The sequence below is a fragment of the Micromonospora sp. CNZ286 genome, assembly GCF_014207755.1.
The window spans coordinates 6,677,622-6,689,502 of sequence record NZ_JACHIZ010000001.1 but is presented as its reverse complement, the minus strand read 5'-3'; the positions used below and the strand labels follow the sequence as shown (position 1 = coordinate 6,689,502).

The window sequence follows — 11,881 nt, the reverse complement described above, 5'->3', positions numbered from 1 at the left end:
ATCAGGCTGCCGCTTCGCGCTGCGCCACCTCGCGCAGCGCGGCGAGCAGCGTCTCCGGCTCCTGGGCGCCGGTGACCGCGTACTTTCCGGCCAGCACGAAGGTCGGCACGCTGGAGACGCCGAGCTGGTGGGCGGTGCTCAGGTCGGCGGCGACCTCCCGGCGGCCCAGGTTCGACTCCAGGTACTGCCGCGCCTCGGTCTCGTCCAGCCCGGCCTCGCCGGCCAGCGTGACGAGCGCGTCGATCGAGCCGACGTCGACGCCGTCGTGGAAGTGCGCCCGGTAGAGCCGCTCGACCATCTCGGCGGAGCGCCCGTGCTCGGTGGCGAAACGCACCAGCCGGTGCGCGTCGAACGTGTTCGCGGCCACCGCCCGGTCGAACCGCAGGTCCAGGCCCGAGCCCGCGGCGACGCCCGTCACGTGCGCGGCCATTCCCTCGGCCTTGTCCCGCCCGCCGAACTTGTCGCCGAGCGCCTCCAGCAGCGGCTTCGGCTCGGTGACCGGCGTCGGGTCCAGCTGGAACGGCCGGAACCGGACGTTCACCTCGCCGTCGTACGACTCCAGGGCCTGTTCCAGCCGGCGCTTGCCGATCCAGCACCAGGGGCAGACCACGTCGGCGTAGATCTCGATGTCCATGACCAGCGACAACCCGCGGGTCAGGAGATCTGTTCCCGGACCTGGCGCTTGAGCCGGGCCAGGATGGCGGTGCCGCCGCGTACGCGCAGCGGGCTGATCGCCTGCGCCAGGCCCATCCGCTGGTAGAGGTCGTCCGGTACGGCGAGCACCTCCTCGGCGCTCGCCCCGGCCAGCCCTTCGGCGAGGATGCCGGCGAACGCCCGGGTGGTGGGCGCCTCCGGCGGGCAGTCGAACACAGTGCTCACGGTCTTGTCCGCGTTCACCTCGGCGCGCAGGAAGAACGCGGTCTGGCACTCGGGGACCTGCTCCAGTTCCTCCCGGTTCACACCCTCGGGCAGGGGCGGGATCACGTCCGCGAACTCCAGCAGCATCTCCAGGACGACGTCGCGGGGCGCGGCGGCGAACTCGTCGACGATCTCGGCCAGCTTGGTCGGCATCTCGGGCATGGGTCGAGGCTATCCGCCGCCGCGCGTCGCCACCCGGCGGTGCCGAGCGGGGCCCCGCCGCACGTGCGGAGCCCGCGCTCACACGTTCGGCGCGGCCTCGCTGATGTCGCTGAGCGCCGAGTGGGGGTCGAGCTGCATGGCGAGGTCACCGAGGGAGACGATGCCGACGAGCTTGCGGTCGCTGTCGCACACCAGCACCCGGCGGATGTTGCGCTCGCGCATCAGCGCCGCCGCCTCGTTCGCCGTGCAGTGCTGTTCGATCATCACCACCTCGCGGGTGATGATCGAGCCGATCGTGGTGGTGCCGGGGTCGGCACGCTCGGCCACCGCCCGGACCACGATGTCGCGGTCGGTCAGCATGCCGGCGAGCGTGGCGCCGTCGGTCACCACCACGTCGCCGATGTCCGACTCCTTCATCACCCGGGCCGCCTCGTCCAACGGGGTCTCCGCCGAGAGGTAGACCACCTGCCTGGTCATCACGTCACTGACGCGGAACATGAGAGCCTCCGAACGCTTTGGTCGATCCGTCTGCGGTACCCGGTGGCGCGCTCGCTACACCCCGTCGCGGCGCGTCGCGCCCGCCTCGTCGCGCAGGCGCTCCACGATGGCCTCCACCGGCAGTTCGGTGCGCTCGCCGGTGGCCCGGTCGCGCAGTTCCACGTACCCCTCGGCCAGGCGGCGGCCGACCACGACGGCGCGCGGGATGCCGATCAGCTCGGCGTCGGTGAACTTCACCCCGGCGGACACGTGCGTGCGGTCGTCGACCAGCACCCGCAGGCCGGCGGCGGCGAGGCGCCCGCCGAGGTCGAGCGCCGCGTCGAGCTGCGGCCCCTTCCCGGCGGCGATCAGGTGTACGTCGCACGGCGCGACCGCCGCGGGCCAGACCAGCCCCCGGTCGTCGTGGTGCTGCTCGGCCACTGCGGCGACCGCCCGGGACACGCCGATGCCGTAGCAGCCCATCGTGGGCCGGACCGGCTTGCCCTCGGGGCCGAGGACGTCGACCGCGAACGCGTCGGTGTACCGGCGTCCGAGCTGGAAGATGTGCCCGATCTCGATGCCCCGCCGGATGGTCAGCTCGCCGTCGGCGCAGGCAGGGCAGCTGTCGCCGGGCCGCACCTCGGCGGCCTCGATCGTGCCGTCCGGTACGAAGTCGCGCCCGCACACCACGTCGGTGGCGTGCCGGCCCGGCTCGTTCGCGCCGGTCAGCCAGGAGGTGCCGGGCACCACGCGGGGGTCGACCAGGTAGCGGATGCCGTGCTTGGCCAGGATCTGCGGGCCGATGTAGCCGCGGACCAGCTCCGGGTGCGCGTCCCAGTCCTCGAAGACCGCCACCGTGGCCGGGGCGAGCACCGCCTCGACCCGCTTGAGGTCGACCTCGCGGTCGCCGGGCAGGCCGATCACCAGCGGTTCGCCCTGTTCGGCGCCGGACCGTCGGACGGTGAGGACCACGTTCTTCAACGTGTCGGCGGCGGTCCAGCCGGTGCGCCCGCCCAGCTCCCGGGCCTCGGCCAGCTCGACCAGTGCAGCGATGGTCGGCGTCTCCGGGGTGTCGTGCACCTCGGCGGGCGGGTACGCGTCGGGGTCGCCGGCGGCCGGGGCGCGGGTCACCACCGCCTCGGTGTTCGCCGCGTAGTCGCAGGCGGTGCAGCCGACGAACGTGTCCTCGCCGACCGGCGTGGCGGCCAGGAACTCCTCCGAGGCGGACCCACCCATCGCGCCGGACATCGCGTGGACAGTGGTGAAGTCCAGGCCGAGCCGGGTGAAGACGCGCTCGTAGGCGGCCCGGTGCCGGTCGTACGCCGCCTGGAGCCCGGCCTCGTCCAGGTCGAACGAGTAGGCGTCCTTCATCAGGAACTCGCGCCCGCGCAGCAGACCGGCCCGGGGCCGGGCCTCGTCGCGGAACTTGGTCTGGATCTGGAACAGCGTCACCGGGAAGTCCCGGTACGAGGTGAACAGGTCCTTCACCAGCAGCGCGGCCAGCTCCTCGTGGGTCGGCGCGAGCAGGTGCTCGGCGCCCTTGCGGTCGGCGAGCGTGAAGATGTCGTCCCCGTACTCGGTCCACCGCCCGCTTGTCCGGTACGGCTCGGCCGGGAGCAGCGCCGGGAAGTGCACCTCCTGGTCGCCGATTCCGGTCATCTCGTCCCGCACGATCGCGGTGATCCGGTCCAGCACGAGCTTGCCCAGCGGCAGCCAGGTGTAGCCGCCCGGCGCGGCCCGGCGGACGTAACCGGCGCGCAGCAGCAGCCGGTGGCTCGGCACCTCCGCGTCGGCCGGGTCCTCGCGCAGGGTCCGGAGCAGCAGGGTCGACATGCGCAGCAGCATTGGCGCAGCTTATGGCGCGAGCGGACGACCGGGCGATCCCTTTCCGCGCTCGTGTCGGATCGATCGTCGCCAGCTCGGCGAGGTGGCGGCATCCGACTGGTGTCGATACCGCCACCCCGCCGAGCTGGCGCGGACGGTCCAGCAAACGTCGCGGGGGTCGGGTAGGAATGCGGCATGGCTGAGCGACCGCTGATGAAGCTGACGACCACGGTGCTGGACGCGCCGTCCGCAGAGGACCTGGCCGCGTTCTACGAGCGGCTGCTCGGCTGGTCCCGTCGCGAGGACGAGTCCGACTGGGTGGTGCTGGCTCCGCCGGACGGCGGCACCTGGCTGGCCTTCCAGGACGAGCCGGCCTACGTGCGCCCGGTATGGCCCGCCGGGCCCGGCGACCCGCCGATGATGACCCACCTGGACATCAAGGTCGACGACCTGGAGGCCGCCTCGGCGTACGCGGTGTCGGTGGGCGCGACACTGGCCGACTTCCAGCCGCAGGACGACGTCCGGGTGCACCTCGACCCGGCCGGTCACCCGTTCTGCCTCTACCTGTGACGGGTGACCGGCTCCTACGGCCGGCTAGCTGACCTTGGTGCGGTAGATCGCCGTCGCGGCGGTGTAGGCGGCCAGGAGCAGGCCGGCGCACCAGGCGAGCGCGATCCAGACGTCGTTGCCGACGGGTTGCTGAGCGAAGAGCGCGCGGAGGGTGTTCACGATCGATGTCACCGGCTGGTTGTCGGCGAACCAGGCGACCGGGCCGGGCATCGAGTCGGTGGGGACGAAGGCCGAGCTGATGAAGGGCAGGAAGATCAGCGGGTAGCTGAAGGCGCTCGCGCCGTCGACGGTCTTGGCGGACAGGCCCGCGATGACGGCGACCCAGGTCAGGGCGAGGGTGAACAGGATCAGGATGCCGGCTGCGGCGAGCCAGCCGACCACCGATGCGCCCGTCCGGAATCCCATGATCAGGGCGACGCCTGTGACGATCACGAGCGAGGCCAGGTTGGCGACGAGCGAGGTCAGGACATGCGCCCAGAGCACTGAGGGCCGCGGGATCGGCATCGACTGGAAGCGCTCGAAGATGCCGCCCTGCATGTCGAGGAACAGGCGGTACGCCGTGTAGGCGATGCCGGACGCGATCGTGATGAGGAGGATGCCCGGCAGCATGTAGTTGATGTACGACTCGCCGGATCCGGTGTTGATGGCTCCACCTAGCACGTACACGAAGAGCAGCATCAGCGCGACGGGGGTGACCGCCGTGGTGATGATGGTGTCCGGGCTGCGGAGGATGTGCCGCAGGGAACGGCCGGTGAGGGTTCCGGTGTCGCTGAGGACGTGGATGGTCATCGGGATTCCTCTCCTGCGGGCACGGCTGCCTTGTCGGAGGCCCTGGCGGTGTGGCCCACGAGGGCGAGGAAGACGTCCTCAAGGGTCGGCTGCTTCTCGACGTACTCGACCTTCGCGGTCGGGAGGAGCCGCTTCAGCTCGGCGAGAGTGCCGTTCTGGATGATCGTTCCCTCGTGCAGGATCGCGATCCGGTCGGCGAGTTGCTCGGCCTCGTCGAGGTACTGGGTGGTGAGCAGGATGGTGGTGCCGTCCTCGGCGAGCTGCCGCACTGTCCGCCAGACCTCGATGCGGGCCTGCGGGTCGAGGCCGGTGGTCGGCTCGTCGAGGAACACGACCGGCGGGTTGCCGACGAGACTCATCGCGATGTCCAGCCGCCGGCGCATGCCGCCCGAGTACGTCCCCGCCCGGCGGTTCCCGGCGTCGGTGAGGGAGAAACGGGCCAGCATGTCGTCGGCGACCGCACCCGGATTCCTCAGGTGGCGGAGCTTCGCGACCAGGACCAGGTTCTCCCGGCCGGTGAGCACTTCGTCGACGGCGGCGAACTGGCCGGTCAGGCTGATCGACTTGCGTACCTCGGCGGGAACCGAAGCGACGTCGAAGCCGTGGACGGTCGCGGTGCCGCTGTCCGCCTTGAGCAGCGTCGACAGGATCCGCACGAGCGTGGTCTTTCCGGCGCCGTTCGAGCCGAGCAGAGCGAAGATGCTCCCGGCCGTCACCTCGAGGTCGACGCCCCGCAGCACGTGCAGGTCCTTGTAGGACTTGATGATGCCCCGAACCCGGATGGCGGGTTCGCGCGTCGCGGTGGTCATGAGTGTTCCTCCCCGCTGTTGCCGGCGGCGGCGTCGATCGCCTTCCGGAGGCGCTCGCGCTCCTTGTCCATCCACTGCCTCCCGGAGTACGCGGACACGAACGTCTCGGCGAACTCGACCGGGTCGTCGCCGACGATCGCGCGGACGGGCGTGTTGTCGGCGACCGCGCGCTCCCAGAGGTCCACGGAGTCGCCGAGCATCGCGACGAGTGTGTTCCCGTCGACGATCCCGCCCTGGTACATGAAGTACCGCTGGAGCGCCTTGGTCGCGCTGCGATGGGGTTCCGGCAGGGCCTCCATGCGGGCCATGTGCCGCTTGTACTGCTTCTTCTGGTCGAGCGATCCGACGAGCGTCTCGATCCACTTCGCGGCCATGCTCATGCTCCTTCATCATGCCGGTCGTCGTTGTCACGAAGGTTGTCGATGCGTTCCGCGAGGACGCTCCACGTCCGCCAGAACTCGGCGAGCTGATCCCGCCCCTTTGCGTTGATCGAATACACCTTCCGCGGGGGCCCCTTCTCGGAGGGAACCTTCTCCACGTCCACGAAACCGCGTTGCTCGACGCGGACGAGCAGCGCGTAGATGGTGCCTTCCGCGATGTCCGAGAATCCGCGGTCGCGCAGCCAGGCGGTGATCTCGTAGCCGTACGCGGATCGGCGGGCCAGGATCGCCAGGACGATGCCTTCGAGGGTGCCCTTCAGCATCTCCGTCATCTGGTTGGCCATGTCCTCGTCCCCTCGCTATCAAGCGTCGCTGAGTACCAGTAGAAAGTAACACTAGGTACCGGTAGCTAGCAACGCTTAATACCGGGGATCCCGGAGAGCCGCTTCCTCTAGGTTCGGCGGATGACCACCACTCCGTCGGCTCGCGCCGTGAGCCAGTACGCGACGACCACCGGCAACCTGACCGCCCGCATCGCACTGCACTCGTACGGCACGAACCCGCAGGGCTGGTTCGCCTGGCTGGGCGAGCGGCTGCCGCTGACCGGGGACGTGCTGGAGGTGGGTGCCGGCACCGGCGAGCTGTGGCGCCGGGTCGGCCGTCGCGGCCGGCTCACCCTCACCGACTTCTCACCCGCCATGTGCGCGCGGCTGCGCGAGGTGCCCGGCGCCCGGGTGCTGCGCTGCGACGCCACGTACCTGCCGTTCCGAGCCGGCGTCGCCGACGCGGTGATCGCCAACAGCATGCTCTACCACCTGGACGACCCGGACGCCGCGCTGCGCGAGTTCGCCCGGGTGCTGCGCCCCGGCGGGCGGCTGGCCGTCGCCGTGAACGGCCGCGACCACCTGGCCGAGCTGAACACGCTCGGCCCGGTGATCGGCCGTCCGGACCTGGCCGTCCGGTTCCACGACCGGAACGACGTGACCGCCGAGGCGACACCGGCCCGGGTCGCCGCCCACTTCGACGACGTGACGGTCGAGCGCTACCCGGACGAGCTGGTGGTGCCCGCCGCAGAGCCGATCCTGGCGTACGTCGCCAGCATGATCGGGCCGCTCACCGCCGCGCAGGAGGCGGCCGCCCGCGCCGCGATCCAGGCCCGCATCGACGCCGAAGGCGCCTTCCGGGTACGCAAGCACACAGTGCTGATCAGCTCGACGCGCGGCGCCCGCTGAGCCGGACGAAGGTGCGCCAGGCGTCGGGCGTGAAGGTGAGCACCGGCCCAGCCGGGTCCTTGCTGTCCCGCACCCCGACCACTCCGGCCAGGTTGTCCGCCACCTCGACACACTCGCTCTGCCCGCTACGACTGGACTTGCGCCAGAGCGCGCCGATCAGCTCCACGACTCGACCACTTCCTTCATCAGCTCGATCGACTGGCGACGGGACAACGCCTCACTTCGGACGCTCTCCCATCTGGACAGCAGGATAGCCACGTGCTCATCTTTGTCGATCACTGTTCCGCCGAGCTGGTTCTCCAGATAGCCGATCCAACCGCCGTCACCACCTCGGGCGAGGGTGAACGGTCCGGTCAGTCCGATGTGCAGTCCCACGTCGGCCGGAATGACGTGTACCGCGATATGGGGGTGGCTGCTCGCCTCGATCAGGTGCGCGACCTGCTGACTCATCAACCCGCGAAAGCTCTCGTCGGCGCGGCGCAGCACGGTTTCCTCGATCACCGCGACGAACTTGGGTGGATCGGCGCCGGCCAGAACGGTCTGCCGGTCGAGCCGGACCGCGAGCCGCCGTTCGGCCTCCTGCTCGGCGAGCATGTCGTCCGTGCGGATCATCGCGCGGGCGTAGTTCTCCGTCTGTAACAGGCCCGGGATGAGGCTCGGCTGATAGCAGCGCAACTGCTGCGCCTGGCGTTCGGCTTCGAGCCACGGGCGGAACCAGCTCGGCTGGCCGTCGCGCTCGGCGAGCTTGAGCAGCGACATCAACAGCCCGCCGGTGCCGAGCACCTCGTCGGCCCGGGCGAGGAAGAACCGGTCGAGCGGCCGGTGGCCCAGCTCGACCGCCGACACCTGGGAGCCGGAGAAGTGCACGAGCCTCCCGAACTCCTCCTGGCTCAGCTCGGCCCGCACCCGCAGCCGCCGCAGTTGCGCACGGATCAGCTCGGCGGTCGGCTCGTTCTCCACACGCCCTCCCCAGTCGGCCGCCGGTCTCCCGGTCTCTCCCCGGACCGGCCGCGACGACTTCCGAGCGTAGTGGTGTCGTCAGCAGACTGTCACGCATGAACCTTCCCGTACCGCGGCTCGGGCCGTACCCCGATCGGCCCCGCCCCTACCCGCCGGACCACCCGGCCCACCTACCGATCCGGCCGCTCTGGCTCTGTCGCGCCTGCGGCGGGCCGTGGCCCTGCGCGCAGGCCCGCCTGCTGCTCAAGGTCGAGTACGCGGACCACCCCGTCGACCTGGCCGTCTACCTGTCCGGGCTCTACCACGAGGCCACCCACGACCTGTTCCGCCTCAACCCGCAGGACGGGCCGACCCCGCGCGAGCTGTTCGAGCGGTTCGTCGGCTGGGGCCCGTACCGGCGCAGCATCACCGATACGATGCCCGCGTCATGACAGCGCCCGGGGACTTCGACCTGACGACGGACGAGCTGCGCGAGGTGGCGCGGTACGCGGTCCGGCACGCGGAGGACGTGCTCCCGGTCTACGAGCGGGCGGTTCCCGGTGACCCGCGTCCCCGCGCGGCTGTCGACGCGGCCTGGACGTTCGCGCGCGGCGCCGCCCGGACGAGACTCCAGCGGGTCACGTCCCTCGACGCGCACCGGGCCGCCCGGTCCGCGCCCACCGAGGCCGCGCGTCTGGCCGCCCGGGCCGCGGGTGACGCCGCCGCGGCCGCGTACCTGCACCCGATCGCGAAGGCCACCCAGGTCGGTCACATCCTGCGGGCGGCCGCCAACGCCGCGCGCGTCGCCGAACTGGAGGCCGGCGGCGACGAGGCCGTCGGGGATTCGCAGGTGGACCGGTCCCGACGGCTCGCCACGCCGGTGCTCGTCGACGTGCTCCGCCGCTATCCGCCGCTGACCGGCGGCGGCAGCCGGGTCGCCCGGCTGATGAGCACTCTGGACCACGACCTGCGCCAGGGCACCGCCGGGCCGGAGGCCGCGTCGTGATCCTGCCGAAGGTCCGCGATCCCCGGTTCACGACGATCCGCCGGGGCGGCACTCTCACCGACGAGCACCACCACCTGCTGGCGCTCTGGGCCGCCACCTGCGCCGAGCACGTCCTCGGCCTGTTCGAGGCGGTCCGGCCGGAGGACAGCCGTCCGCGCGAGGCGATCGAGCACACCCGGGCCTGGGTGCGGGGCGAGGTCAGGATGATGGAGGCGCGTGCGGCGGGCGGTCACGCCATGGGTGCGGCCCGGGACCTGCGCGGGGCGGCACGCAACGCCGCGTACGCCGCCGGTCAGGCCGCCGTCGTGGCCCACGTGGCCGCCCACGAACTCGGTGCCGCCGCGTACGCGATCAAGGCGGTACGCGCGGCGGCGCCCGCCGGTCTCGGCGAGGCGGCCGGGCGCGACGAGTGCCGGTGGCAGCGCGACCAGCTCCCGGCGGAGATCCGCGACCTGGTCCTGGACGACCAGCGCCTGCGCAACGACATCTGCTGGTCGGTCTTCGACTGCTGACGCCCGGCCGAGGGCTGCCGAGAAAGAGTCACCGGCGGCGGCAACCATGGCGTGCACAGGTGGCGTCTCGGAAGGCGTCACGCTGATGTACCACCTGACCCCAAGGACCGGCTCGTGTGGACCCTCTCCTGAATGAGTTCGACCTGTTCGTCCGAACTCGCACCCCCGCGTTACTGCGATCCGCCTACCTGCTGACCGGCGACCAGCATCTGGCCGAGGATCTCGTCCAGTCCGCCCTCGCCCGTACCCACCGTGCCTGGAACCGGTTGCACGAGACCGGCAACGCGGAGGCGTACACCCGGAAGACCATGTACCACCTGCAGGTCTCCTGGTGGCGGCGCCGCCGGGTGGCCGAGTCGATGCCGGGCGACATGCCCGAGCCGCGCGGAGGCGACTCGGCCCCCGACCACGCCCAGCAGACCACGCTCCGGCTGGCTCTCCGGGCCGCGCTGGCCCGGCTGTCCGCCAAGCAACGGGCCGTGCTGGTCCTGCGGTTCTTCGAGGACCGCACCGAATCCGAGGCCGCCGACCTGCTCGGCGTGACCGTCGGCACTGTCAAGAATCGTTAGAAGCTATGGTCGATGTTGCCGACACGAACGTCGATCTAGGGGGACGGTTCTGATGGTACGGCGTAAGGCCCGGTCGGGAAACCGGGGCCGGTTCGACAGCAAGGACGCGCTGCTGGCCGGTGGCGTAGAGGTGCGGGCGTTGCGGTATCAGCGCGCCAGTCAGGACAAGAAGGAGCAGGGCAAAAGCGTCCACGACCAGGGAGTGCTCAACCTGGCGGAGATCACGAAGCGGTCCTGGACCGACGCCGGGTCGTTCACCGACAACCACCGCTCGGCCAGCCGCCGCGCCACCAAGGAGCGAGAGCAGTTCGAGTTGCTGATCGAGCAGATCCGCGCGGGCAAGGGCGACGTGCTCGTGGTCTGGGAAATCTCCCGCAAGGAACGCGACCTCGCGGTGTTCGTGAAGATCCGGGACATGTGCCACGAGGTCGGTCTCAACTTTTGGCTGGTCGGCGGGGTGCTGTACGACCTGCGGGACAAGAACGACCGGATGATGCTCGGCTTCCAGGCGGTGCAGGCCGAGTGGATGGCCGACTCGATCCGCGACAACGTGCTGCGCGGCATCGTCGGCGCGGCCGAAGCGGGCCGCCCGCATGGGAAGATCACCTACGGGTACCGGCGGATCTACGACCAGCGCACGAAGGCGTTGCTGCGGCAGGAGCCGGACAGCGAGATCCGCACCGCGGTCGCCGCGGACGGGAGCGTCACCGAGTACTCGCACGCTCAGGTGGTGCGGGACAACTTCCGCAAGATCTCCGAAGGCATGCCCCTCACCGTCCGGGAGGCAGAACTCAACCGCCTCGGGATTCCTGCCTCGCAGGGCGGGATCTGGCGGCGCGGGATTCTGCGCAAGCAGGTGATGAACCCGGCCTACATCGGCAAGCGGGTGCTGCGCGGCGAGATCGTCGGCGACGGAATCTGGCCCGCCCTGGTCGAGGAGGAGACGTACTGGTCGGTGGTACGGATGCTGGGCGACCCGTCCCGCACGACCACGCGGCCCGCCCGCGCGGTGCATCTGCTGTCGTACCTGGTGCGCTGCGGCGTGTGTGACGGCCCGTTGTCGTCACAGCGGGTGAACCGGCACGGCTGGACCGGGCAGGTGTACTCCTGCCTGCACAAGCGCTGCGCCGCGGTGAAGGCCGAATTTCTCGACGAGTACGTGCAGCGCACGGTGGTGGCGTGGCTGGCCCGCCCCGACGTGCACGACATCCTCACCGCCGCCAGCGCCACCGACGAAGAGGTCGCCCACGCCCGCGCCGAAGCGCAACGCCTGCGGGGCGAGTTGGAGGACTGGCGCAAGCTCGGGGAGGAGGGCGAGGTCACCGCGATCGCCTACGCCCGCGCCGAGAAGGGCCTCCTGGCGCAGATCGCCGAGTACGAGCAACGCGCCGCCGACGCCGGGATCCCCGCCGTGCTGCGCGGACGCATCGGCGACCAAGCCGTGGAGGCCTGGCGGGAACTCGGTGACGACATTGCGGTCAAGCGGGAGATCATCCGCCTCGTCGCCGACATCAAACTCCTGCGCGCCGGGTTCAAGGGCGAACGCCGCACCTTCGGCCGCCACCGCCTCGACTGGCGGTGGAAGTTCGGCCCGCAAGACCAACAGGCGGCCTGAACTCGGCGAATGCTGAGCTGGGAGCCGTGATGGGTGACTTGACCTGCGGGAAGAGTTGAGCGTCGGTGGTGTCCGCCGC

17 protein-coding genes are annotated in these 11,881 nt (G+C 70.9%); 7 read left to right on the top strand and 10 right to left on the bottom strand.

The features are described from left to right. Position 1 precedes the first annotated feature (1 nt). The 4 genes from FHX31_RS30140 to FHX31_RS30125 form a co-directional block, all read right to left on the bottom strand. Positions 2–634, bottom strand: a complete 633-nt coding sequence (locus FHX31_RS30140; protein WP_184977604.1) for a DsbA family oxidoreductase — start codon at positions 632–634, stop codon at positions 2–4. A gap of 20 nt (positions 635–654) precedes the next feature. Continuing rightward, positions 655–1,080, bottom strand: coding sequence for a SufE family protein (locus FHX31_RS30135; protein WP_013283255.1), 426 nt, complete (start codon positions 1,078–1,080; stop codon positions 655–657). A 78-nt stretch (positions 1,081–1,158) separates the two neighbouring features. Then, positions 1,159–1,578, bottom strand: coding sequence for a CBS domain-containing protein (locus tag FHX31_RS30130; RefSeq protein ID WP_013283256.1), 420 nt, complete (start codon positions 1,576–1,578; stop codon positions 1,159–1,161). Positions 1,579–1,632: 54 nt separating this feature from the next. Next, positions 1,633–3,402, bottom strand: a complete 1,770-nt coding sequence (locus FHX31_RS30125) for a proline--tRNA ligase (protein ID WP_184977603.1) — start codon at positions 3,400–3,402, stop codon at positions 1,633–1,635. 174 nt (positions 3,403–3,576) lie between these two features. On the opposite strand from FHX31_RS30125, the gene FHX31_RS30120 reads away from it, so the two are divergent. Continuing rightward, positions 3,577–3,951: a VOC family protein gene (locus FHX31_RS30120; protein ID WP_013283258.1), complete on the top strand. Its 375-nt coding sequence runs from the start codon at positions 3,577–3,579 to the stop codon at positions 3,949–3,951. Positions 3,952–3,975: 24 nt separating this feature from the next. Here FHX31_RS30120 and FHX31_RS30115 read toward each other — a convergent pair whose 3' ends face one another. From FHX31_RS30115 to FHX31_RS30100, 4 genes are read right to left on the bottom strand one after another with little or no spacing between them, the layout of a single operon-like run. Then, positions 3,976–4,740, bottom strand: coding sequence for an ABC transporter permease (locus FHX31_RS30115; protein WP_184977602.1), 765 nt, complete (start codon positions 4,738–4,740; stop codon positions 3,976–3,978). After that, on the bottom strand, positions 4,737–5,549 hold the full coding sequence (locus tag FHX31_RS30110) for an ABC transporter ATP-binding protein (protein ID WP_184977601.1): 813 nt from the start codon (positions 5,547–5,549) through the stop codon (positions 4,737–4,739). The genes FHX31_RS30115 and FHX31_RS30110 overlap by 4 nt, the downstream gene beginning before the upstream one ends. Further along, positions 5,546–5,923 carry a DUF1048 domain-containing protein gene (locus tag FHX31_RS30105; protein WP_184977600.1) on the bottom strand — a complete coding sequence of 126 codons (378 nt, stop codon included), beginning with the start codon at positions 5,921–5,923 and terminating at the stop codon, positions 5,546–5,548. Before FHX31_RS30105 ends, FHX31_RS30110 begins: the two co-directional genes overlap by 4 nt. A gap of 2 nt (positions 5,924–5,925) precedes the next feature. Then, the gene (locus FHX31_RS30100) at positions 5,926–6,273 is read right to left on the bottom strand and encodes a PadR family transcriptional regulator (RefSeq protein WP_184977599.1); all 348 of its coding nucleotides are present in this window, start codon (positions 6,271–6,273) and stop codon (positions 5,926–5,928) included. Positions 6,274–6,393: 120 nt separating this feature from the next. Between FHX31_RS30100 and FHX31_RS30095 the strand changes: the two genes are divergently transcribed. Beyond that, positions 6,394–7,161 (top strand): methyltransferase domain-containing protein, encoded by a 768-nt coding sequence (locus tag FHX31_RS30095; RefSeq protein ID WP_184977598.1) that lies wholly within the window; start codon positions 6,394–6,396, stop codon positions 7,159–7,161. Here FHX31_RS30095 and FHX31_RS30090 read toward each other — a convergent pair. Together FHX31_RS30090 and FHX31_RS30085 are read right to left on the bottom strand one after the other, a co-directional pair. Next, positions 7,136–7,327 (bottom strand): DUF397 domain-containing protein, encoded by a 192-nt coding sequence (locus FHX31_RS30090; RefSeq protein WP_013283264.1) that lies wholly within the window; start codon positions 7,325–7,327, stop codon positions 7,136–7,138. The genes FHX31_RS30095 and FHX31_RS30090 overlap by 26 nt on opposite strands. Further along, entirely contained in the window at positions 7,318–8,121 is an 804-nt protein-coding gene (locus FHX31_RS30085; protein WP_013283265.1) for a helix-turn-helix domain-containing protein, read from the bottom strand. The genes FHX31_RS30090 and FHX31_RS30085 overlap by 10 nt, the downstream gene beginning before the upstream one ends. A 95-nt stretch (positions 8,122–8,216) precedes the next feature. On the opposite strand from FHX31_RS30085, the gene FHX31_RS30080 reads away from it, so the two are divergent. From FHX31_RS30080 to FHX31_RS30060, 5 genes are all read left to right on the top strand, one after another. Continuing rightward, positions 8,217–8,552 (top strand): hypothetical protein, encoded by a 336-nt coding sequence (locus tag FHX31_RS30080; protein WP_013283266.1) that lies wholly within the window; start codon positions 8,217–8,219, stop codon positions 8,550–8,552. After that, positions 8,549–9,106, top strand: a complete 558-nt coding sequence (locus FHX31_RS30075; protein ID WP_030269600.1) for a putative immunity protein — start codon at positions 8,549–8,551, stop codon at positions 9,104–9,106. Before FHX31_RS30080 ends, FHX31_RS30075 begins: the two co-directional genes overlap by 4 nt. Next, a complete protein-coding gene (locus FHX31_RS30070; protein WP_184977597.1) occupies positions 9,103–9,618 on the top strand; it encodes a putative immunity protein in 516 nt (171 codons plus the stop codon). Before FHX31_RS30075 ends, FHX31_RS30070 begins: the two co-directional genes overlap by 4 nt. Before the next feature lie 116 nt (positions 9,619–9,734). Then, a complete protein-coding gene (locus FHX31_RS30065) occupies positions 9,735–10,187 on the top strand; it encodes a SigE family RNA polymerase sigma factor (protein WP_486481716.1) in 453 nt (150 codons plus the stop codon). 52 nt (positions 10,188–10,239) lie between these two features. Then, positions 10,240–11,802, top strand: coding sequence for a recombinase family protein (locus FHX31_RS30060; RefSeq protein ID WP_184977596.1), 1,563 nt, complete (start codon positions 10,240–10,242; stop codon positions 11,800–11,802). Positions 11,803–11,881 lie beyond the last annotated feature (79 nt).

Excerpts from the sequence above, each read along its gene's own strand:
- FHX31_RS30140 (WP_184977604.1), bottom strand. The coding sequence starts at position 634 with ATGGACATCGAGATCTACGCCGACGTGGTCTGCCCCTGGTGCTGGATC.
- FHX31_RS30135 (WP_013283255.1), bottom strand. The coding sequence starts at position 1,080 with ATGCCCGAGATGCCGACCAAGCTGGCCGAGATCGTCGACGAGTTCGCC.
- FHX31_RS30130 (WP_013283256.1), bottom strand. The coding sequence starts at position 1,578 with ATGTTCCGCGTCAGTGACGTGATGACCAGGCAGGTGGTCTACCTCTCG.
- FHX31_RS30125 (WP_184977603.1), bottom strand. The coding sequence starts at position 3,402 with ATGCTGCTGCGCATGTCGACCCTGCTGCTCCGGACCCTGCGCGAGGAC.
- FHX31_RS30120 (WP_013283258.1), top strand. The coding sequence starts at position 3,577 with ATGGCTGAGCGACCGCTGATGAAGCTGACGACCACGGTGCTGGACGCG.
- FHX31_RS30115 (WP_184977602.1), bottom strand. The coding sequence starts at position 4,740 with ATGACCATCCACGTCCTCAGCGACACCGGAACCCTCACCGGCCGTTCC.
- FHX31_RS30110 (WP_184977601.1), bottom strand. The coding sequence starts at position 5,549 with ATGACCACCGCGACGCGCGAACCCGCCATCCGGGTTCGGGGCATCATC.
- FHX31_RS30105 (WP_184977600.1), bottom strand. The coding sequence starts at position 5,923 with ATGGCCGCGAAGTGGATCGAGACGCTCGTCGGATCGCTCGACCAGAAG.
- FHX31_RS30100 (WP_184977599.1), bottom strand. The coding sequence starts at position 6,273 with ATGGCCAACCAGATGACGGAGATGCTGAAGGGCACCCTCGAAGGCATC.
- FHX31_RS30095 (WP_184977598.1), top strand. The coding sequence starts at position 6,394 with ATGACCACCACTCCGTCGGCTCGCGCCGTGAGCCAGTACGCGACGACC.
- FHX31_RS30080 (WP_013283266.1), top strand. The coding sequence starts at position 8,217 with ATGAACCTTCCCGTACCGCGGCTCGGGCCGTACCCCGATCGGCCCCGC.
- FHX31_RS30075 (WP_030269600.1), top strand. The coding sequence starts at position 8,549 with ATGACAGCGCCCGGGGACTTCGACCTGACGACGGACGAGCTGCGCGAG.
- FHX31_RS30060 (WP_184977596.1), top strand. The coding sequence starts at position 10,240 with ATGGTACGGCGTAAGGCCCGGTCGGGAAACCGGGGCCGGTTCGACAGC.